This window comes from Curtobacterium sp. PsM8, from assembly GCF_030433875.1.
In the GTDB taxonomy this organism is placed as follows: Bacteria; Actinomycetota; Actinomycetes; order Actinomycetales; family Microbacteriaceae; genus Curtobacterium.
The window spans coordinates 37,762-58,885 of sequence record NZ_JARUXD010000006.1; the positions used below are offsets into that span (position 1 = coordinate 37,762).

The 21,124-nt window shown below is 64.5% G+C and carries 18 protein-coding genes and 1 tRNA gene; 8 read left to right on the forward strand and 11 right to left on the reverse strand.

Annotated features, from left to right (window positions below; all coding sequences use genetic code 11):
• The first annotated feature begins 85 nt into the window (after nt 1-85).
• A complete protein-coding gene (locus QCD68_RS02320) occupies nt 86-1,474 on the forward strand; it encodes an AAA family ATPase (protein WP_221849215.1) in 1,389 nt (462 codons plus the stop codon).
• Nucleotides 1,475-1,518: 44 nt separating this feature from the next.
• Complete coding sequence (locus QCD68_RS02325) at nt 1,519-3,588, forward strand: vWA domain-containing protein (RefSeq protein ID WP_301221866.1); 2,070 nt, start codon at nt 1,519-1,521, stop codon at nt 3,586-3,588.
• Nucleotides 3,589-3,727: 139 nt separating this feature from the next.
• On the opposite strand, the gene QCD68_RS02330 is transcribed toward QCD68_RS02325, so the two are convergent.
• The 3 genes from QCD68_RS02330 to QCD68_RS02340 are packed head-to-tail and all read right to left on the reverse strand — an operon-like array spanning nt 3,728 to nt 5,838.
• Nucleotides 3,728-4,531, reverse strand: coding sequence for an SCO1664 family protein (locus QCD68_RS02330; RefSeq protein ID WP_301221867.1), 804 nt, complete (start codon nt 4,529-4,531; stop codon nt 3,728-3,730).
• Nucleotides 4,528-5,070 carry a DUF3090 domain-containing protein gene (locus QCD68_RS02335; protein ID WP_301221868.1) on the reverse strand — a complete coding sequence of 181 codons (543 nt, stop codon included), beginning with the start codon at nt 5,068-5,070 and terminating at the stop codon, nt 4,528-4,530. The genes QCD68_RS02330 and QCD68_RS02335 overlap by 4 nt, the downstream gene beginning before the upstream one ends.
• 33 nt (nt 5,071-5,103) lie before the next feature.
• Nucleotides 5,104-5,838, reverse strand: a complete 735-nt coding sequence (locus QCD68_RS02340; RefSeq protein WP_301221869.1) for an MSMEG_4193 family putative phosphomutase — start codon at nt 5,836-5,838, stop codon at nt 5,104-5,106.
• Between the two features lie 81 nt (nt 5,839-5,919).
• Between QCD68_RS02340 and QCD68_RS02345 the strand changes: the two genes are divergently transcribed.
• A complete protein-coding gene (locus QCD68_RS02345; protein ID WP_111074590.1) occupies nt 5,920-6,348 on the forward strand; it encodes a BLUF domain-containing protein in 429 nt (142 codons plus the stop codon).
• Between the two features lie 49 nt (nt 6,349-6,397).
• Nucleotides 6,398-7,657 (forward strand): AI-2E family transporter, encoded by a 1,260-nt coding sequence (locus QCD68_RS02350; protein ID WP_301221870.1) that lies wholly within the window; start codon nt 6,398-6,400, stop codon nt 7,655-7,657.
• 114 nt (nt 7,658-7,771) lie between these two features.
• Here QCD68_RS02350 and QCD68_RS02355 read toward each other — a convergent pair whose 3' ends face one another.
• The 4 genes from QCD68_RS02355 to QCD68_RS02370 form a co-directional block, all read right to left on the reverse strand.
• Nucleotides 7,772-8,407 carry a ScbR family autoregulator-binding transcription factor gene (locus QCD68_RS02355; protein ID WP_301221871.1) on the reverse strand — a complete coding sequence of 212 codons (636 nt, stop codon included), beginning with the start codon at nt 8,405-8,407 and terminating at the stop codon, nt 7,772-7,774.
• A gap of 147 nt (nt 8,408-8,554) precedes the next feature.
• Nucleotides 8,555-8,881, reverse strand: a complete 327-nt coding sequence (locus QCD68_RS02360) for a hypothetical protein (protein WP_253464300.1) — start codon at nt 8,879-8,881, stop codon at nt 8,555-8,557.
• Nucleotides 8,882-8,901: 20 nt separating this feature from the next.
• Nucleotides 8,902-9,747, reverse strand: coding sequence for a helix-turn-helix transcriptional regulator (locus QCD68_RS02365; protein WP_301221872.1), 846 nt, complete (start codon nt 9,745-9,747; stop codon nt 8,902-8,904).
• Nucleotides 9,744-10,511: an SDR family oxidoreductase gene (locus QCD68_RS02370; RefSeq protein ID WP_301221873.1), complete on the reverse strand. Its 768-nt coding sequence runs from the start codon at nt 10,509-10,511 to the stop codon at nt 9,744-9,746. Before QCD68_RS02370 ends, QCD68_RS02365 begins: the two co-directional genes overlap by 4 nt.
• Before the next feature lie 1,202 nt (nt 10,512-11,713).
• Here QCD68_RS02370 and QCD68_RS02375 point away from each other — a divergent pair.
• From QCD68_RS02375 to QCD68_RS02385, 3 genes are all read left to right on the forward strand, one after another.
• Nucleotides 11,714-12,721 (forward strand): hypothetical protein, encoded by a 1,008-nt coding sequence (locus tag QCD68_RS02375; protein ID WP_301221874.1) that lies wholly within the window; start codon nt 11,714-11,716, stop codon nt 12,719-12,721.
• A gap of 472 nt (nt 12,722-13,193) precedes the next feature.
• The gene (locus tag QCD68_RS02380) at nt 13,194-13,517 is read left to right on the forward strand and encodes a hypothetical protein (protein WP_301221875.1); all 324 of its coding nucleotides are present in this window, start codon (nt 13,194-13,196) and stop codon (nt 13,515-13,517) included.
• Between the two features lie 995 nt (nt 13,518-14,512).
• On the forward strand, nt 14,513-15,931 hold the full coding sequence (locus QCD68_RS02385) for a hypothetical protein (RefSeq protein ID WP_301221876.1): 1,419 nt from the start codon (nt 14,513-14,515) through the stop codon (nt 15,929-15,931).
• 83 nt (nt 15,932-16,014) lie between these two features.
• Here QCD68_RS02385 and QCD68_RS02390 read toward each other — a convergent pair whose 3' ends face one another.
• The 4 genes from QCD68_RS02390 to serS form a co-directional block, all read right to left on the reverse strand.
• On the reverse strand, nt 16,015-17,409 hold the full coding sequence (locus QCD68_RS02390) for a tyrosine-type recombinase/integrase (RefSeq protein ID WP_301221877.1): 1,395 nt from the start codon (nt 17,407-17,409) through the stop codon (nt 16,015-16,017).
• Between the two features lie 152 nt (nt 17,410-17,561).
• Nucleotides 17,562-17,649: transfer RNA gene (locus QCD68_RS02395), tRNA-Ser, on the reverse strand.
• A gap of 96 nt (nt 17,650-17,745) precedes the next feature.
• On the reverse strand, nt 17,746-18,639 hold the full coding sequence (locus QCD68_RS02400) for an HAD family hydrolase (RefSeq protein WP_301221878.1): 894 nt from the start codon (nt 18,637-18,639) through the stop codon (nt 17,746-17,748).
• Nucleotides 18,636-19,907 carry a serine--tRNA ligase gene (gene serS, locus QCD68_RS02405; protein WP_301221879.1) on the reverse strand — a complete coding sequence of 424 codons (1,272 nt, stop codon included), beginning with the start codon at nt 19,905-19,907 and terminating at the stop codon, nt 18,636-18,638. Before serS ends, QCD68_RS02400 begins: the two co-directional genes overlap by 4 nt.
• Before the next feature lie 139 nt (nt 19,908-20,046).
• Between serS and QCD68_RS02410 the strand changes: the two genes are divergently transcribed.
• Nucleotides 20,047-21,114, forward strand: a complete 1,068-nt coding sequence (locus QCD68_RS02410; RefSeq protein ID WP_301221880.1) for a diacylglycerol/lipid kinase family protein — start codon at nt 20,047-20,049, stop codon at nt 21,112-21,114.
• Nucleotides 21,115-21,124 lie beyond the last annotated feature (10 nt).

Here is a 21,124-nt window from a genome sequence, read left to right on the forward strand (position 1 = left end):
GTGCCGGACGGGAGGCGCGTGGCGGCGCCGCCCCGCGCCTCCCGTCCCGTTGCCGCCGTCGGTGGGCGGGCGTACCGTGGCGCCCGTGAACCGACCTGCAACCTCCACGGTCGGCGAGCTCCGCGCTGCTGGGCACGTCCAGAAGTCGGTCCGCGCCGAGATCCGCGACAACCTGCTCACCGCCCTCCGTGAGGGCCGCGACCCCTGGCCCGGCCTGCACGGCTTCCAGACCACCGTCATCCCGCAGCTCGAACGCGCCCTGATCGCCGGGCACGACGTCGTCCTGCTCGGTGAGCGCGGTCAGGGCAAGACCCGACTGCTCCGCACCCTGAACGGCCTGATGGACGAGTGGACACCGGTCATCACCGGCTCCGAACTCGGCGAGCACCCCTACGAACCGATCACGACGGCGAGCATCCGCCGGGCCCAGGAACTCGGCGACGCCCTGCCGATCTCGTGGGTGCACCGCGACGACCGCTACGTCGAGAAGCTCGCGACGCCGGACACCTCCGTCGCGGACCTGATCGGCGACGTCGACCCGATGAAGGTCGCCGAGGGCCGCAGCCTGGGCGACCCGGAGACCATCCACTTCGGCCTGATCCCCCGCGGCCACCGCGGCATCGTCGCGATCAACGAGCTGCCCGACCTGGCCGAACGCATCCAGGTCGCGATGCTCAACGTGATGGAGGAGCGCGACGTCCAGATCCGCGGGTACGTCCTGCGCCTGCCGCTCGACGTGCTCGTCGTCGCGAGTGCGAACCCGGAGGACTACACGAACCGCGGCCGGATCATCACCCCGCTGAAGGACCGCTTCGGCGCCGAGATCCGCACGCACTACCCGATCGAGCTCGCGGACGAGATCGCCGTCATCCGGCAAGAGGCGCAGCTGACGGCCGAGGTCCCGGACGCCCTCATCGAGATCCTCGCCCGGTTCACCCGGGCTCTCCGCGAGTCGAGCGCCGTCGACCAGCGCAGTGGTGTCAGCGCCCGCTTCTCGATCGCCGGCGCCGAGACGGTGTCCGCCGCAGCGGTTCACCGTGCGGCGCGCCAGGGTGAGTCCGACGCCGTCGCCCGTCCGATCGACCTCGAGACCGCCGTCGACGTCCTCGGCGGCAAGATCGAGTTCGAGTCCGGTGAAGAAGACCGTGCCGACGAGGTGCTCGAGCACCTGCTCCGCACCGCGACGGCCGAGACCGTCCGCTCGCGCTTCCGCGGACTGGACTTCGGGGTGCTCGTCGACGCGCTCGAGGGCGGCACGATGGTCACCACCGGCGAACAGGTCAGCGCGCGGGACTTCCTCGCCGGGCTGCCCTCCCTGGGCGAGTCCGACCTCTACGACCAGGTGTGCGAGCGCCTCGACGCGACGTCCGACGGCGAGCGTGCGGGCGCGATCGAACTCGCACTCGAGGGGCTGTTCCTCGCCCGCCGCATCAGCAAGGAGTCCGGCGGGGGCGAAGCAGCGTATGGGATGTGACCCGGTGCACAGCGACACCGACAGCGACACCGACGGGGTGACCCGTGGTTAGCCGCCCGAACCGTCGGCTGAGCCGCGACAGCCGGTACGGCAAGTACGACGGCGGCCCGGACCCCCTGGCGCCGCCCGCCGACCTGTCCGAGGCGCTCGACGCCATCGGCCAGGACGTGATGGCCGGCACCTCGCCCGAGCGGGCGATGCGGGAGTTCCTCCGTCGCGGGGGACGGTCGCAGCGCGGGCTCGACGACCTCGCCCGACTCGTCGCCGAGAAGCGTCGCGAGCTCACCAGCAAGAACAACCTCGACGGCACCCTGCAGGAGATCAAGCAGCTCCTCGACCAGGCCGTCCTGGCCGAACGCGGACAGCTCGCCCGCGACACGGCGATGGACGACGGCGACCGGGCACTGGCCGAACTGCAGCTCGACAGCCTGCCTGCCTCGCCCGCCGCCGCGGTCAGCGAACTGAACGGCTACGACTGGAAGAGCCCGACGGCCCGCCAGAAGTACGAGCAGATCAAGGACCTGCTCGGCCGCGAGATGCTCGACCAGCGGTTCGCGGGCATGAAGCAGGCGCTCGAGAACGCCACCGACGACGACCGGGCCGCGGTCGCGCAGATGATGCAGGACCTCAACGAACTGCTCGACGCCCACCGTCGGGGCGAGGACAGCCAGGAGCAGTTCGACGAGTTCATGGCGAAGCACGGCGACCAGTTCCCGTCGAACCCGCAGAACGTCGATGAACTGCTCGATGACCTGGCGTCCCGCGCCGCCGCCGCCCAGCGTATGCGGAACTCGATGACGCAGGAGCAGCGGGACGAACTCGATGCCCTGGCCGAGCAGGCGTTCGGCTCCCCCGCACTGATGGGGGCGCTGTCCCAGCTCGACGAGAACCTCCGTGCCCTCCGCCCCGGCGAGGACTGGGGCGGCTCCGAGGGCATGGACGGCGAGCAGGGACTCGGCCTCGGCGACGGCACCGGGGTGTTCCAGGACATCGCCGACCTCGACGCCCTGGCCGACCAGCTCGCCCAGGTCGGCCCCGGGTCCGAGCTCGACGACCTGGACCTCGACGCCCTCGCGCAGCAGCTCGGCGACCAGGCGGCCGTCGACGCCCGGACCCTGCAGCAGCTCGAGAAGGCGCTGCGGAACTCGGGCGCGATGCAACGCGGCACGGACGGGCAGCTCCGGCTGACCCCGAAGGCGATGCGCCAGCTCGGCAAGAGCCTGCTCAAGGACGTGGCCGAGCGGATGTCCGGTCGGCAGGGTGCACGGGACCTCCGCCGTGCCGGTGCCGCCGGGGACCGCTCCGGGTCGACCCGTCCGTGGGAGTTCGGCGACACCGAGCCCTGGGACGTCACCCGCTCGATCACGAACGCCCTCACCCGGACCGCCGGGGACGGACCCCGGACCGGCGCCGGCGTGCGGCTGCAGATCGAGGACGTCGAGGTGCAGGAGACCGAGGCCCGCACCCAGGCCGTCGTCGCCCTGCTCGTCGACACGTCGTTCTCGATGGCGATGGAGGACCGCTGGGTCCCGATGAAGCGCACGGCCCTCGCGCTGCACACGCTCATCTCGACCCGGTTCCGCGGCGACGACCTGCAGCTCATCGCATTCGGTCGCGAGGCCGAGGTCATGGACGTCGAACAGCTCGTCGGCCTGGACGCGATGTGGGACAAGGGCACGAACCTGCACCACGCGCTGCTGCTGGCGAACCGGCACTTCCGGAAGCACCCGAACGCGCAGCCGGTGCTGCTCATCGTCACGGACGGCGAGCCGACGTCGCACCTCGAGCCGAACGGGCAGGTGTACTTCAGCTACCCGCCGGACCCGGTGACGATCGCGCTGAGCGTCCGCGAGCTCGAGAACGCCCACCGTCTGGGTGCGAAGACGACGTTTTTCCGGCTCGGCGACGACCCGGGGCTCGCCCGGTTCGTGGACGGCATGGCCCGCCGCGTCGAGGGCACGGTCACGGCGCCGGAGAACGACGACCTCGGCGTCGCCGTGGTCGGCTCCTACCTCGGCGCCCGGCGCGGTTCCGGATCCGCCTTCGGCGGGTTCGGCGGCGGCGGCCCCGGCGACGACGGCCTGTGGGGCAGCCCCTTCACCCGCTTCGGCTGACCGCGCGGGCGGCACGGAACACCGGTGTTCGTCGAACACGCCGCGGCAAACGGGTGTTCGTCCGACGAACACCGGTGTCTAGCGGACGGGAGGCGCGCCTCCCGTCCGTCACGCAGGGTGGGTCAGCAGGCGGGCGGGGTCAGAAGACCGGCCACGGCACGGCCGGCCCGTAGCCGTCCGGCGGCGGGAACGTCGCGACCGCGGCCAGCGCGGCGCAGCGCCCGCGGAGGGCCGACAGCTCGTCGTCGGTGAGGTGCTCGCGCAGGGTCTCGCCGAGCGACCCGCGGAGCGCTTCGGACAGCCGCTGGAGCCCGGTCAGTTCGTCCTCGCTGAGCGGTTCGCCGATCCACCCCCAGAGCACCGTCCGGAGCTTGTGCTCCACGTGGAAGGTCAGGCCGTGGTCGACGCCGTACCGGTGCCCGTCGGCCATCGCCAGGACGTGGCCGCCCTTGCGGTCCGCGTTGTTCGTGACGACGTCGAAGACCGCCATCCGCCGGAGGGCGACCGAGTCCTCGTGCACCAGGGTCACGGCCTGGTCGTCCTCGTCCACGGCGTCGAGCACCTCGCGGACGGTGCCCTCGGCGACCGCGACGGCGGCGTCCTCGGCGGGGACCAGGTCGACGGCGTCCTGGTCGGAGTCGATGTCCTGCCACCGCTGCACCATGCCGGGGCCGAACGGGCCGTCGCCGATCCAGGTCTCGGGCACGACGTTCCACCCGAGCGCCTCGGACACCAGGTAGGCAGAGACCTCACGCCCGGCCAGCGTCCCGTCCGGGAAGTCCCACAGCGGCTTCTCGCCCTCGATCGGCTTGTAGACGACGTTCTCGCCGTCGAGCCGGGCGAGGAAGGTGGCGTTCGAGGCCTCGCGGATGCGTCCGGTGATCCGCAGCTCACCCGGCGCGCTGGGGACCGCGGCGCCGGCGACGTGAGGGCCGAGCGTCATCCGAGCTCGGGGAAGTCGGGCGGGCTCGGTCGTCCGGCGGCGATGACCTCCCGCGTGCGCTCGACGAAGGCGCGGGCGCTGCCGACCGGGATCTTCACCTGCAGCAGTTCGCTCGGCTCGGACAGCTCGACGACCGCCTCGACCTCGTCGCCGTCGCCGGTCGGCTCGGTGATCACCTCGACGTCGTCCTCGATCGGGTACGCCTCGATGACGACCTGCGCGGTGGCGGGGTCGAAGCCCAGGCTCAGGGCGCCGGCGCGGAACTCGGGCTCGACGGGTTGGTCGAGCGGTTCGCCGTCGCGCAGTTCGGTGGGCGCGGAGTCCGGGACGCTGAAGCGGTTGTCCTCGACCGTGGCGACCTCGTCGAGGAGTTCGTCGATCTTGTCGGCCAGCACCGCCGACTGTTCCTTCTCGATGGCGACGCTGACGACACGGCGGCCGTCACGGGCCTGGATGTAGAACGACCGCTCGCCCGGGCGTCCGATCGTGCCGACGACGAGTCTGTCCGGCCAGTCGAAGCCGTGGACGATGGGGGGCATACCCGCATTGTAGGAGCGTGCGGCTCCGACCGTTCAGGGAGTGGTCGGGTCCGGACGCTCGGTGGACGACGGCGACGGCTCCTCGTGCCCGGCCCCGCCGCCGACGACCGCGTCCCCGCTCGGAGCCGCGGCCCGGGCGAGCCACGACAGGTCCCCCGACTCGGTGTTCGTGGCGACGACGTCCGGCCGGGCCTCGCCGTAGCGGACGATCGACACCGACGCCGGTCCGACCGAGATCCGCTGGAACAGGTCCAGGTGCATGCCGAGGGCGTCGGCCAGGACGGACTTGATGATGTCGCCGTGGCTCACCGCGACCCACACCGCGGCCGCGCCGTGCTCGGCCTCGATCTGCGCGTCCATCCGGCGGATCGCGGCGACCGCGCGGGACTGCATGGTCTGCATGGACTCGCCGCCGGGGAACACGACCGCGCTCGGGTTCGACTGCACCACCCGCCACAGGGGCTCGGTGGCGAGTTCGCTGATCTTGCGGTTCTGCCAGTCGCCGTAGTCCGCCTCGATGATGCCGCGCTCGACGAACTGCTGCGGGTCGCCCGGCTGGAACGCGGTGATCGCCCGTGCGGTCTGTCGGCAGCGCTCGAGCGGGCTCGAGACCACGGCGGCGAGGGGCACGGCGGCGATGCGCTCCGCGGTGGCGGCGGCCTGCCGCTTCCCGACGGAGTCGAGCGCGATCCCGGCGGTCCGGCCAGCGAGGAGTCCGTTCGCGTTCGCGGTGGTGCGTCCGTGCCGGACGAGGAGGACGGTCGCCATGAGGACGATCCTAGGCGTGCGTCCGGGTGCAGATTCCGGACACGATTGTGCCGACCCGGACGCGCGAGCGAAGATGCCCTGGTGCTGGTCTCCATCGTCTACATGAGCGTCGCGACGCACGAGTTCGGCGAGGACGAGCTCATGGAGATGCTCGCGGGTGCACGGCTGCGGAACGAGGCGCTCGGCGTCTCCGGCCTGCTCGTCGTCAAGGGCGGCCGGTTCATGCAGTTGCTCGAGGGTCCGGCGTGGAGCGTCGACGACCGGTTCGCCGCGATCGAGCGGGACCCCCGCCACCACACCGTCAAGTCGTTGATCCGCGAGGACATCGACCGCCGCCGGTTCGACGGCTGGTCGATGGCGTACCGGGGCCTCGACGACTCCGACATCGCGTCCGTCGAGGGCTTCAGCCCGTTCCTGTCCGGCACCCTCGACTTCCCGCGGTCGTTCGACCGGACGAGCGCCGCCTGGCTGCTCAAGTGGTTCCGGGACCGCGACCTCGTCGAGGACTGAGCGCACCGAGACCCGGCGCACCCACCTGTGCGTCTGTACCGTCGGCGTCATGCCGTTCTTCCGCTCCTCCGCCGCTGCCCCACCGACGACGCCACCGACCGAGCCGGTGACCGGGGTGCGCGCTGCCTGGTCGGACTCGTTCGGCCGTCTGGCGACCCGCTGCCTGCAGCTGATCATCCTCATCGTCATCGCCGCGGGCATCGTCTACGCCAGCCAGGTGCTCGGCGTCGTGACGATCCCGGTGCTCCTGGCGCTCATCATCGCCTCGGCCATGCACCCGGTCGTCTCGTGGCTGCGCCGGCACGGGTTCCCGTCGGTGTTCGCGACCCTGACGGTCCTGCTCGGTGTCCTGGTCGTCCTCGGCCTGCTCGGCTACCTCATCGTCGTCGCGGTCGAGAACCAGTGGTCGAGCCTGCAGAAGTCCGCCGTCGAGGGCTTCCAGCAGCTGCAGGACTTCAGCAAGACCCTGCCGTTCGCCATCTCCGACAAGCAGGTCGACGACGCGGTGAAGACCGCCACCGACTTCGTGACGAGCGCCAAGTTCGGCTCCGGTGCCCTGGCCGGCGCGTCCGCCACGGCGAACTTCCTCACCGGCCTGGTGCTGATGATCGTCGTGCTGTTCTTCTTCCTCAAGGACGGGCCCCGCATCTGGGAGTTCCTGCTCCGCCCCTTCACCGGCGCCTCGTACGACCGCGCCCGTCGTGTCGGTGACCGGGTCGTCTCCACCCTCGGTGGCTACGTCCGTGGCACCGCGACCGTCGCCGCGGTCGACGCGATCGGCATCGGCGTCGGCATCGCCATCGTCGGCGTCCCCCTCGCCCTGCCGCTCGCGGTCATCGTCTTCATCACCGCGTTCATCCCGATCGTCGGCGCCACCGCAGCCGGCATCCTCGCCGCGCTGGTCGCCCTCGTCGCCCTCGGTCCGGTGCCGGCGCTGATCGTCGTCGGCATCGTCGTGGTCGTCAACCAGCTCGAGGGCAACCTCCTGCAGCCGGTGCTGATGGGCAAGACCCTGCGCCTGCACGGCCTGGTGATCCTGGTCGGCCTGACCGCGGGCACCGTCCTCGCCGGCATCACCGGCGCGATCATCTCGGTGCCGCTGCTCGCCGCCGCCTGGGGTGCCATCAAGGTCTGGGACGGCCCGGACCTGGCCGCAGAACCGTGGCGGCAGAAGCGTTCCGAGGACGTCGAGCACCACGAGCGCGAGAACAAGCGGGCGAAGCGTCGCGAGAAGGCGCAGAAGGCCCGCGACAAGCGTCGCGAGGAGCAGGTCAAGGAACGCGCCAAGCGGGTCGCGAAGACCGACTGACGTCGACGACACGACCGGACTGGAGGCCCGGACCAGCCCACCGGGGCCGGTCCGGGCCTCCCGTCATGCGTCCGGCACCACGCTGGCGCGAGAGGTCGGTCCCGCGGCCGCAGGTCAGGCGAAGGCGCGGTCGACGACCGCCAGCAACCGGTCGCGGTGCGCCGGGACCACGCACGCTTGGGCGAGGACACGCCACATCGTCGCCACGGACGGCAGCAGGTCGACCCGCGCGGCACGGACGTCGGACACCAGCTGCACGCCGGTGAACCACGGGACGACGGTGGCGCCGAGGGCTTCCGGGGTCACCGTCGGGCCGACCTCGCCGGCGGCGACCGCCAGGCGGAAGACGTCGACCACGCTGGCGATCCACTGGTCGTAGAAGGACGACGTCGCGCCGGCGAAGACCCGGTTCTCGAGCGACAGCCGGATGCCGGCGCGGACGACCGGGTCGTCGAGCAGCAGGCCCGCGATCGTCCGCGAGGCCTCGACCAGCCCGCCGAGCGGCGACGGCCCGTCGTAGGTGACTGCCTCGAACGTGCGGGCGTTCTGCTCGTCGATCACGGCGAGGGCGATGGCCTGCTTGGTGCGGAAGTGGAAGTGGATGGCGCCCTGACTGACCTCGGCAGCCTTGGCGATGCCGGAGATGCTCGCGGCGCCGAAGCCCTGGCGGTCGAACTCGACGGCGGCGGCCTCGAGGATCGCGGTGCGGCGGTCCGGTCCGCGGCCGGGGACCGACGTCGGCGTGGTCATGGTCGTGCTTCCCCCGTGGTCCGTCCTGCAGGCCGTGCACAGAACGACCCGTACACTCCGCCGACAACCGTACCGCGGTCGGCGAGCCGCCTCATGCCCCCGATCTGGTGGCGTGTGGGCTCGGGATGCCCGACGGTTCGATCGCAGTCAGTCCGCGTCGATGGCGTTCTGTCGTTCGTCGCCGTTGTCGAAGAACCGCGACAGGTACGTCTCGGATGGAAGATCGGAGTCGCGCATGAGCGAGAACACCTCGGCGCCGTCCCCCGGAACGTCGAACATCCAGAACGCCTGCGCGAGTCCGAGGTACTCGACGTCCAGGCCCTCGACGTACTCGGCTGCTTCTGCCTCGGCCCGCTCCACCGCATGGTCGAAGTCGCGCGCGACGAGCGTGACCACGCGCTCTTCGTAGCGGTTCGAGCCATGCAGGTAGAGAGTCCGGACGCCGAACCAACTGGTGTCGTCCGCCGAGGTCACGTGACAGACACTAGCCGCTGTCACCGGCCGGGTGCCGTCTCGCGGGCGAGGGACGCGAGCATACCCAGCCGCTCGGCGCTCGCACTGCCTGGATCGGCGTAGTAGAGGACGAGGAGCAGCCCGTCGACCGGCAGTTTGTCCCGGTGCAGATGCAGCTCCCCCACGACCGGGTGGTCGACCGTCATCGATCCACCTTCGAGCACCCGGACGTCCTGCCGTGCCCAGAGCTGCCGGAAGCGTCCGCTGGCCAGCGACAACTCCCCCACGAGTTCGACGACCCGCTGGTCGTGGACCTCGTCGGCCACCGAGTGCCGGAAGGCTCCGACGAAGCTCGCGACGGCGCCTTCCCAGTCGCGGTGGAACACCTGTTCCTCCGGGTCGAGCAGCAGGGAACGGAGCCGGTTCTCGCCGACGCGGAGCCGGGGCGAGAACGCGGCCGCCAGGTCGTTCGTGGCGAGGACGTCGAACGCCCGGCCCTCGATGAACGCCGGGACCTCGAGCGCGGCCAGCAGGGCGTGCAGCCGAGCCGGGACCCGCTCCGCCGTGCGCCGGGGACGTGCACGTCGGACGGGTTCGGCGAGGTGCTGCAGGTGCGCGCGTTCGACGTCGTCCAGCATGAGCACCCGGGCGAGCGCGTCGAGGACCTGGGGTGACGGATGGGTGTCCCGCCCACGCTCCAGGCGGAGGTAGTAGTCGGTGCTGACGCCGGCGAGCATCGCGACCTCTTCACGGCGGAGGCCCGGCACGCGTCGCACCCCACCGACGGGAAGCCCGACCTGCTCCGGTGTGACGAGTCCACGCCGTGCCTGGAGGTACGCGCCGAGCGGGTTCGTCGGCGTCGCGGTCGGGTCCCCGTCGCGTGTCACGCCGCTGAGCCCGACCGTCCGGGCAGCGTCGCGAGAGCCCGGGAGCGCTGAATGACCAGGTCGTCGTACGTGCCGTCACGTTCTGCCCACCGGTGCATGAGGACACCCTGCACCAAGAGCTCGTGCGGGGTGGGGTCCTGTGCCAGGAGCGCCATCACCTCGGCACCGAAGTCGCCGAGGTCCAGCGCGTTCGGGTTGGTGGCGCCCATCGTGGTGTTCACCGCCGGGGGCACGAGTTCGGCGACGTTGATCCCCGTCTCGGCGAGCTGTGCCCGGAGCGCCTCGCTGTAGGCGTGCACCGCCGCCTTCGTGGCGGCGTACGTCGCCATCAGCGGGAACGGCAGGAAGCCGATGCCCGAGCTGACGGTGACGATCGTGCCGCTGCCCTGTCGGAGCAGGTGCGGCGTGAAGGCGTCGACCACCCGGATCGTACCGAGCAGGTTGACGTCGACCATCCGGGCGGCGTCGGCGAAGTGCGCTGGGTCGCGGAGGTCCTCGGCGAGGCCGATGCCCGACATCGTGATGACCGTGTCCAGGTCGGGCAGCAGTTCGAGCAGGGTGTCGCGGGCGGTGGTGACGGAGTCGTCGTCGGTGACCTCGATCGAGACGGTGCCGAAGCCCCCGGTAGCGAGCCGGTCGAGCACGTCGGTTCGACGACCGCCGATGACGACCCGGCTGCCGGCGTCGCGGAAGCGCCGTGCGAGTTCGAGGCCGATGCCGGAGGTGCCGCCGACGACGGCGACGGAGCGTGTGGTGATGTCCATGCCCTCGACGCTAGGTCGGCGCAGTGCCCTCACCCGTGGCCCTGCGGGGACCCCTCATCGGTCACGACCGGAACGCTGGAGCGGAGGGTGTGGGCTTCCAACCCATACTCATACTTCCCTGTGCTAGCGGGCTTCTGAGGCGTCGAGGACGCCTCTCCCAGGCAATTAACACCCAGATTAACACCCAACAGTCCTTCTCGCCACCCATCATCCTTCCGCTTGCCGATATATACAGCAAGCGTCGAAGGTTTCGACGCCTGGAAAGAATGGAAAGTGCGAACCTTACAGAAGAACAAGAACAGGAAGCCTTGGAGATACTTCAACTACAGGGGGAATCAATACATAGAGGTCCTGGATGCCGACCTCAATCAAATCGATGTCTTGACAATTCATGGATATGAACATCTCTACCATCATCGCATCACGGGAGAACCCTACCCCGATGGATTGATTAAGGAGCGCATTGAAGAGTATCTAGCCGAGGAGCGCCGGCACAATGACTAATACAGACTTCTTGATAGACGACGAGACTTATGCGCATTATCAGCGCATGAACGCCCGAGAGATTAGCTATGCGATAAATAGCGGACACTATCCCTACTTCGATGCGCTACTAGACAACGAGAACCTAGAGCAGCAACAGTTGTATCTGCTGGCACGCATGGCGCACGGCACTACTCGTATGCGAGCGGTCAAGCTTTACAACCGCCTCTATCTCGGCAACCTCTCGCATGCCCAAGCACTAGACGCTATGTCCCTCTAATTGCCACGACCTCCGTCGCGAGTGTCGGTTCTAGTCCCGTTCACTCCCCCAGGTGCGTGCCCCAAGCGGAGCGATTAAGGGGCAGCGGAGCGCAGCACCTGGGGGACGCCAACGGCGGGGGCGTCCGACGCGCAGTAGGAGGGAGAGCGGAGCGCCGAGGAACGAGCCGCGTAGCGGTGGAGGGAGCGACAGCGACCGGCAGGCAGCCCGGAGGGCTGCGGGGCTAAAAGGTCGGGAAGGAGCGCAGCGACTTCCCTAGTATTACCTTTTAGCCCCTATGTGTTTTTGTGTTCATTCATAACTAACCCCCGGAAAGTCGGGGGTTTTTCTTGTATTAGGTGCTATTTAGGCACAAATCAAGTTGTGTTTCTTCGTGCTAATTCTGTGTTTTGTGTCTAAAGTGTGTTTTTACTGAAGAATGGACGATATATATGTTATAATGAAATGTATCCAGAAAGGCGAAGCAATGGAGGATGAAAATACCACAGAAACACCATTCGAAACAACCGAAGAGGCTAAGACAAAAAGCAAAGGAAGGGAGTTGCGTGCGAGGGGTTGGTTAATCACTCAAAAGGCTGACGATATCGACCAAAAAGACCTCATTGAGAAACTAAAGAATTATGCCTATGTAGGTCAAATGGAAGAGGGAGGGAAGACTTCTTATCTTCATTATCAAGTCTACATCGAAAGTTCTAACCCAATCAAGTTCAGCACGCTAAAGATGAAGTTTCCCACGGCTCACCTAGAAGTGAGACGGGGAACAAAGCGCCAGGCGTTCGATTACTGCTCGAAATCAGATACGCGCGTCGGGGAGACCTTCACGGGTGGAGACTTAGACCTATTCTTCGAGAATACATTGAAGCTCAAAGATTATATAGCGTTAATCACCGACGAGGGCTTGAGTGTAGATGAAATCGCAACTCAATATCCACAGTCCGCGATACATCTTCGAACCTTGGATGCTTACGCGGCGAAGCATAACCGCGTTGAAGCGAAGTCCAAAAGGCGTGAACTGAGTGTCGCGTATATCTGGGGTGCTACGGGAGTAGGAAAGAGCCACAGTATTTATGAGCGTCACGGATTCGACGCTGTTTTTGTGGTTGATGATTACTCCCACCCATTCGACGAGTATGACAATGAAACCGTAATCGTCTTTGACGAGTTTCATAGTCAGATACCCCTAGAGAAGATGTTGAAGCTCTTAGACCCTTATCCCGTGTCGCTGTCCGCTAGGTATAACAACAAGTGGGCGAACTTCGAGACAGTCTATGTCGTGTCCAACGAGCCAATAGAACGTCAATACCCAGAATACAAGCTAAGTAAGCGTAAGACATGGGATGCGTTTTATCACCGTTTTGACGAGATTACAGAGATGGTTGGCATCAACCATCGAGCCGCGAGGAGACAGGAACCAAACCGAAAAACAGAGATTGTAGAAATCTCTTAGCCAAGTTGTGTCTCAACAACCGATAACAACAGAAAGGGGAAACCGCCCCGAACGAAACGAAAGAACGAAATGAACAAGACGATAAACAAAATCATCACTGGGGTAGCCCTTGTGGCTGTCCTCAGCTGTGGTTATGCCATAGGCAGCCACGACGGGGCAATCCAGGAGGCTCACGCTCGTAACTACAGCCTAGGCGTAGAACAAGGCAGGAAGGCTGCGAAGGCATGGAGTGATGAACACACAGCCCCAGTCATCGAGGCTGGACACACCGATGCGTATGCCGAAGGCTTCCGAACAGGTTTTGCGAAGGAAGTTCATGCTCTCGCTTTCCCCTCTCAAACAGAAAAATAAAAAAGTTTCCGCAAAAACGCCAAAAGTGTGTTTTTTGACCGATATACCTGTTAGTAATAAATAAGACACAGAAACACAGCCAAGTGTGTGTCTACCAAATCACAAACAAAGGAATGAACAAATGGCATTTAAACTAGACACAAAATCAGCAACCTTCTTACCTGCTGGCGCAGCAGAGCAGAGCACCGACTTCAAGACAAAAGAAGTGAACTTAGATAAGGAGACTCAACTACCAGTTTGGATTGTTGAAGGCTTCCTCTACCAAGGCGGAAAGCCTGAAATGATTAAGCTCAAGGTTCTCAGCAATGAAGCCCCACAGTTCGAACCAGCCAAGCTAGCCCACTTCGACGGAGAGTTGTTCTTAACCCCTTATGTCCCAAACGGTGGAACTCGCGTTGCTAACTCCTTCAAGTTCATTGGCGTTCTCAACCAAGCTAAGAACTAACCCAAACTAGGAGGGGGACAGATACACAGGCGCAAGGCTCTGAAAAAAACCCCCGGCTGTAGTCCCCCTCCTTTCCCCTCAAAACCCCAAACCGTAACGAAATCAAGGAACGAAACCAATGATTTTCAACTTCATTAACCGAGGACTCATCCCGCTAATCCTCATCGCGTGCGTTGTGCTTGTCGCCTTCCACGCTCTTCAAACCGCCAAATCCGAAGCTGTCAGTTTCGGAGAGAAGAAGGTTTCTAGCCTTCTCAACCCAACCACAAACCAAATCAAGAACGGAATATTAACAAAATGAAACTCAGATATGTCGATTTGACAAGATACAACCGACCCGCAGCCCTGTGCCCCAACCGTATGGCGCGAGCATTGAGCATCGTTGCTCTTGCCGCTACTCTTACTTTTGCTGCTGCTTCGCTCACTGCCTTCCCTGCCCAGGCGCAAGAAGCCGGCACTACCCCGGTAAACACTAAATCTTCTAGCGATACCCGGTATGGTGAAGGGATGAAGGCAATCGCCTTCCCAGGTCTAACCGAGAGTAAGACAGATGCGAGCTCTTCAAGTAACTCTCACAGTTCTTCTCACACTCCTTCGCGTTCTGTGGTGGGTGCTTCGGCTCAGCCTGTGGTTAGCCCTGAGCCTGCTCCTGTTCCTTCTGACGGTTCTAATCGGACGCCCAGACCCGACAGTAATAGTTCTGCGACGATAGACACACACAGCGGTTCTTCTGGTTCTCTCGAAGGTGTTGAGGTCACTCCACCTGCCGAGCCTGCTCCCGTCCTGTCTGTCTCTGGCTCTTCTGGCTCTCTGGGGTCGTCTGTCTCGGTCCGTGCCAACGCCGACGGCTCTCAAACCTGTATCTACAACGGTGCTGAGATTGCCACTGTTCCAGACGCAACCCTCTGCGGCGTTCTAAACGCCTACTACGACCGAACCCTCCCCCAGTCCTTCCCAGAGGGCTACAGCATCGCGTATGACCCTCAGGCTAGTAAGTGATGATCGCGAAGGAAGTTCTAACCGCCACGAAGCCTGTAGCCCTTCGGGTGCTCTCTGTCCTTCGATGGGTCTGGTTGAGGCTCAGAGCCTTCTACAGCCGTTTCCCCCGTCTGTCCTACTGGGTGACCCTCACAGCCTTCGCGTGTCTCGCGTTCGCCGCCAAGGGCTTCGGCTCTGCCTTCCTCACTCTCCTGGCTGGTCTCGCTTTCTACAAGTTCGGGTATGTGTGGCTCAATCCCACCCTAAGAGCGTCCAAGCGTGTAGACCGTCGCGTAAAGCAAATCCGTAAAGCGCTCATTGATGCTTATGATGTTGAGAATTGGAAAGAAGTCCACGGCGTATGGCGCTTTGATGCTTTCAAGGATATTGATGGTGGAAAGCGTTACGAAGTAGCGTTCAAAACACCGAAGAACAAAACAGACGAAGATATCTTGAAGCTGATGCCGATGATTCGTGACCAGATAGGCGCGTTTGCCTGGACAGAAGATTTAGAGCATTCGCGGTCTGGGATGTCCTATATTCTCTTTACCGACAAGGATTATCTAGCAGATACGATAACGACTTCTCCCCTCATCGGAGATGGTCACCTTCCAAAACCATTCCTAGAAGACTTTGGCGCTCGTGTCCCTCTGGGTAAGGATACTTTCGGAAGGACTATCTATCTCAACCTAATAACTCCTGGAGTGGGTGCTACTAATTGGAAAGTTCAGGGCGATACTGGAGCGGGAAAGCTCTCCATCTCAAAAGCTGTTATAGATTACTGTATCGGGTTCCCTGACCTTTTCGACCTGGTTGTATTCGATGGCAAGGGGGACGAATTCACGCATTTCAAAGACTTCTGCTTGATGTATGGAACTACTAAGTTGGACTTCTTTGAGCAGCAGCGTTACATAGCAGAGCGAGGGCAGGAGCACTCGTTCAGGCTTGCCGAGAACAAAGCGATGGGGCTTCCTCGCCGCCACGAGTTCTACAACCCTTGGGATGACGGTGGCAAATTCCTTGTAGTTATAGAAGATGAACGAATGACTATTCTATCTACATTGAAGATGAATGAGGTCGATAAGTTCTACCAGGATGAGTATGCGATCTACTCAGTATCCAGGTCTAGGGGTATTTCGGGTGTTAAGTCTTCCCAGATCTTCAAGTCAGAGGTAATGAGCGTGGCAACGCGTAACCAGTGTTTCAAGGGTCTTGTATCGGGTGCTATTGCTAGTTCCAGCGATAGTCTGCTCTCAGGCTTTACAGCAGATGATGAAGTTGCCCCTCATAAAATACGGGGGAAGCTTACAGCCACTGGTATGAGTTCCGCTGGGCTGATGGTTATGGCTGGAGTCCACGAACCTACCTATTTCAAGAGTGTCTATTTAGGTCGCGAGAAGGAGATTTCGTATCTCAAGTCACTTGCCGATAGATAAAGTGTGTGGGGTTTTGTTTCGTTCCTCCCCTCACAAGAAAGCCCCAAATGAGTGCGGTTTCTCATTTGGGGCTTTACCCTTTGTTACTTTACTTCTTCGCCAAGTAGGAGCACCTTCCCAAGTCCTTCCGAGGCGTCCACGGTTTCGACCTTTTGTGCGTCTTTGCTGAAACTGTTAGAGATGAGTTCGAGGGGTTGAGCAGTCTCCGAGGCTTTGAAGCTCTGATAGTAGACGGTCATGCTCTCCGAATTGTGACCCAGGATAAGAGCCGCGGAACTCGTTGGCACTCCTGCTTTTCCGAGCATTGAGGCTGTCATGTGTCTCATGTCGTGTCCTCTGTGGTGAGGGAGTTTGAGAGACTTCAAGAGTCTCGCCCAGGCATACCTATCTTTCTGCGGGCGGATTGGTCTCCCATTCGGTTGGACGAACAACAAATTTTCTAGTCCTGGTTCTGGGTTCCAAGTCCCCTCCGCCTTGCCCTGCTTCTCCCACTCGTCACGCTGCTTCTTCCATAGCAATAGGTGTCTAGATACTTCATCAGGAAGAACGAGAGTTCGGACAGACCCGTCTGTCTTGAGTGTCTTTTTAACGGTCCATATGCGCGTCTTCGGGTCTACGGCGACCTGCCTATCTACGCGCAGAACGGTTTTCTTGTTGGGGTTGTCTAAGTATTGAAGCGACCCACCTGGACCTATCTCGACGCCCAGACGCTCCGATGCGCGTAACCCCATGAACATAAGGACCCATCGCCCAAGTTCAGGGCTGTCCCATAGACCTTTCATGATGCGACGAGGGATGTAGTCATCTTGCGCGATGCTGCTTCGATGCTCCCCCGATAGTGTGACCTTCTTAGGGCTTTTCACGCTCGTCATGGGGTTGAGTTCTATGAGATCCTTTTGAACAGCGTAATGAAGCGCCTGAGTTAGGATGCTGTAAATCGTCCTCAGCACTGAGTTACCGACAGCCCGTTCTTCAACCTCCACTAGGACGCCCGTAACGGGGTCTTTGCGGCGCTTCCTCTTGCTAGGTAGGGTCTCCCATATGTAAGCCTCTAAATCACGCTTAGAGAGGCTTCTAACGCTTCTATGCCCTAGGTCGGGTCTGATGTGGACCGCACATTTTGTTTCGTATAGAGCGAGCGTTGAAGGTTCAAGAGGCGCATCCATACCCCCTAAGCGTCTGAAGTTTAGCCACTGGTCAAGAAGCTCATTCAGAGTGGTCTGCTTCTCGTGCTTCTTCGGTCGTAGGTCTGCGCTGTTCGGGTCACTCCGCTGGAGCGTGTGGAAGTCCAGAATCTTTCCGTATAGCCGGCGCTCTGCTTCGCTCTTCGTTGATGCTGTTCCCGTAAGACGCTTCTTGCTCTTGACCACCACGGTTCCGCCCGTAGCCGTATCTGTCTGAAACTGACGAACCGTCAGGACTGATACAGCCTGCCAGACCTTGCGCCCGTTGATGGTGCGCCGCCTTGCTTCTGCCATCGTCTTCCCTCTCTGCGTCTGCCTGTGCCAGGGAGCGCCCGCAGATTAACACCTAAATTAACACCAGAGAGACCTCTTTAAAAAGCCTCTACAGTGGCAACCAGAGAAGAAACCCCAGATGAGAGGGGTGGTGCCGTGTTCAATATTCTACATGGCGGAGGGTGTGGGATTCGAACCCACGAGACATCTCTGCCCACCTGTTTTCAAGACAGGCTCCATCGGCCGCTCGGACAACCCTCCGTGACCCGACCACGTGGCGAGACGTGACCGGGTCCCGATCAGTCTACCGAGCCTCCCGGCCCGCGCGCAGCCAGCGCCCGTCAGCCGGAACAGCCGTCAGCGCGGCAACGTGTCCAGTGCCGCCGCGAGCCCGTCGTCCGTGACGCCGCCCGTCAGCTCGTTGCCCGCGTCCACGACGTCGTCGGGCGCCTGCCCCATGACGACACCGCGGCCCGAGGTGGAGGCCCACCGCAGCATGTCGATGTCGTTGCGTCCGTCGCCGGCCGCGAAGACGCGGGAGCGCGGGATGTCGAGCCACTCGCGGACGCGCTCCATGGCGGTCGCCTTGGTGACCCCTTCGGGCGCGATGTCGAGCCACGCGGTCCAGCCGACCGTGTACGAGACCTTGTGCAGCCCCATCTTGTCGACGATGTCCAGGAACTCCTCGAGGCCGTGCTCCGGGGAGATCACGACGACACGGGTGGCCCGGACGCCGAGCAGGCGCTCGAACTCGACGTGGTCGCCGGCCGCGGTCATGGTGTCGTCGGGGAAGTCGCCGGAGAGCAGGTAGTGCCCGGTCTCGTCCTCGACCCCGTAGGCGCCGTTCTCGAGGGCACCGCGGATCGTCTGCAGGACCTCGGTCGGGTCGAACGTCTCGACGTGCACGCGCTCGTACTCGCCGGACTCGGTGCGCTTCAGGGTGAGCGCCCCGTTGGCGCAGACCAGGTACTTCGGCTGGATGCCGAGCCGTTCGAGCAGCGGGACGGTCATGCCCTCGCTTCGACCGGTGGAGAGCATCACCTCGTGCCCGGCGGCTTCGGTGTCGAGGAGCGCCTGGATGACCGTGTCGGTGACGACGCCGTCCTCGCGCATGGTGGTGCCGTCGATGTCCAGGGCGACGAGCCAGCGCTTGACCCGCGCGGGCTCCGCGGCACGGGCCGAGCCCGAAGCCGCAGCGGGGCCCGAGCCCGACGCCTCGGAACCGTCGACGAATCCGCGTGAGGAGCTCATCGGGGCTCGATCACCTCGACGCCGCCGAGGTACGGACGGAGGACCTCGGGGATGACGACCGAGCCGTCCTCCTGCTGGTGGGTCTCGAGGATCGCGACGAGCCAGCGGGTGGTGGCGAGGGTGCCGTTGAGCGTGGCGACCGGGGCGGTCTTGCCGCTCTCGGTGCGGTACCGGATGTCGAGGCGACGGGCCTGGAAGGTCGTGCAGTTCGACGTCGAGGTGAGCTCGCGGTAGGTGCCCTGCGTCGGGACCCACGCTTCGAGGTCGTACTTGCGCGCAGCGCTCGTGCCGAGGTCGCCGGCCGCGGTCTCGATGACGCGGTAGTGCAGCCCGAGGTCCTGCAGCATCGACTCCTGGTAGGACATCAGCCGCTGGTGCTCGGCGTCGGCCTGGTCCGGGTGGACGTAGGCGAACATCTCGAGCTTGTTGAACTGGTGCACACGGAGGATGCCGCGGTTGTCACGCCCCGCGGACCCGGCCTCGCGGCGGTAGCAGGTGGACCAGCCGGCGTAGCGGAGGGCCTGGTCGTCGCCGTCCGGGAACTGCAGGATCTCGTCGGCGTGGTACCCGGCGAGGGCGACCTCGCTGGTGCCGGTCAGGTACAGGTCGTCGGCTTCGAGGCGGTAGACCTCGGCCGCGTGCTCGCCGAGGAAGCCGGTGCCGGCCATCGTCTCGGGGCGTACGAGCGTCGGCGTGATGAGCGGCTCGAACCCGTGCGCGACGGCACGGTCGAGGCCGAGCGACATCAGCGCGATCTCGAGTCGGGCCCCCATGCCGCGCAGGAAGTAGAAGCGCGAGCCGGAGACCTTGACGCCGCGGGCGATGTCGATGATGCCCAGGGACTCACCGAGGTCGGCGTGGTCCTTCGGCTCGAACGAGAACTCCGGCTTGGTGCCGACGGTGCGGAGGGTGACGAAGTCGTCCTCGCCCCCAGCGGGCACGTCGGGCATGACGACGTTCGGGATCGAGCGGACGACGGTGTTGAAGGTGTCCTCGGCCGCGGTGACGGTGGCCTGCGCCTCCTTCACCTTCGCGGAGAGCGCCTGGGCCTGCTGCACGAGCGCGGCCTTCTCGTCCTTCGGCGCCTTGGCGACGGTCTTGCCGAACGCGTTCTGCTCGGCGCGGAGCGCCTCGAACGCGGTGATGGCCGCCCGTCGGGCGGAGTCGGCTGCGACGGCCTGGTCGACGACCTCGACGGAGGCGCCGCGCGCCGCCTGCGAGGCCTTGATGAGGTCCGGTTCGTCGCGCAACAGCTGGGGGTCGATCACCGGCCCAGCTTACCCAGCCACGGATGACCAGCCGGTGAACCACCGGACGGGAGGCCCGTGGCACGGCCGATCCGCGCCTCCCGTCCGTCTCGTGGCCGCGTTCCGGACCGCGCAGCACCTGTTCGGTAGCGTTGTTCGCATGTCGACGCCCTCGGATGCCACCGCTGTGCCGGAGGACGCCCCCGCAACGGAGCAGCGCACCGCCGCAGTCATCTACAACCCCGTCAAGGTCCACCTGCCGACGCTGAAGCGCACTGTGAACCGGTACCAGCGTGAGGCCGGCTGGGCCGAGACCAAGTGGTACGCAACCAGCGAGGAGGACCCGGGCGGCGGCATGGCCCGCGAGGCCCTCGACGCCGGCGCCGACGTGATCGCCGCTGCGGGCGGTGACGGCACGGTCCGCGCGGTCGCCGAGGTCGTGCACGGCTCGGACGCGGCCCTCGCGCTGCTGCCGAGCGGCACCGGCAACCTGCTCGCCCGCAACATCCCGGCGCCGATCGACGACCTGGGTGCGAGCGCGCACACGATCTTCCACGGCGAGGACCGGGCGATCGACTTCGGCACGGTCGGTGTCGAGCGGGAGGACGGCTCGCGGGAGCAGTTCGGCTTCCTCGTGATGGCCGGCCTGGGCCTCGACGCCCGTATGCTCGCGAACACGAACGACGACCTGAAGAAGAAGGTCGGCTGGCTCGCCTACGTCGACTCGCTGATCCGCTCGCTGCGGGACGCCAGCGCGTTCGAGTTCCGGTACCGCCTGGACGGTGAGTCCAACCGGTCGGTCCGCGCGCACTCCCTGATCGTCGGCAACTGCGGCATGCTGCAGGCCGGCGCGACGCTGCTGCCCGACGCCGAGATCGACGACGGCGTGTTCGACATCGTCGTGATGCGTCCCCGGGGCTTCTTCGGCTGGGTCCGGATCGCCGCCCGGATGCTGTGGGAGAACGCGATCCTCCGCTCCGTCCGCCGCTCGGCGCTCGGCAACACCGAGATCGGCAAACGCATCGTCACGAAGGCGCGTGAAGAGCGTCCGTTGCGCTACCTGCGGGGCGAGGAGTTCACGGCCCGCCTGGAGCGTCCGGACGAGTTCGAGATCGACGGCGACCCCGTGGGCGAGGTCGTGGCGTTCCGTGCGCGCATCGACCCGGGCGGGTTGACCGTCCGTGTCGCGGGCCCGGAAGACCAGACGCGGGCGACCCGCCGCCGCTGACGACGTGCGT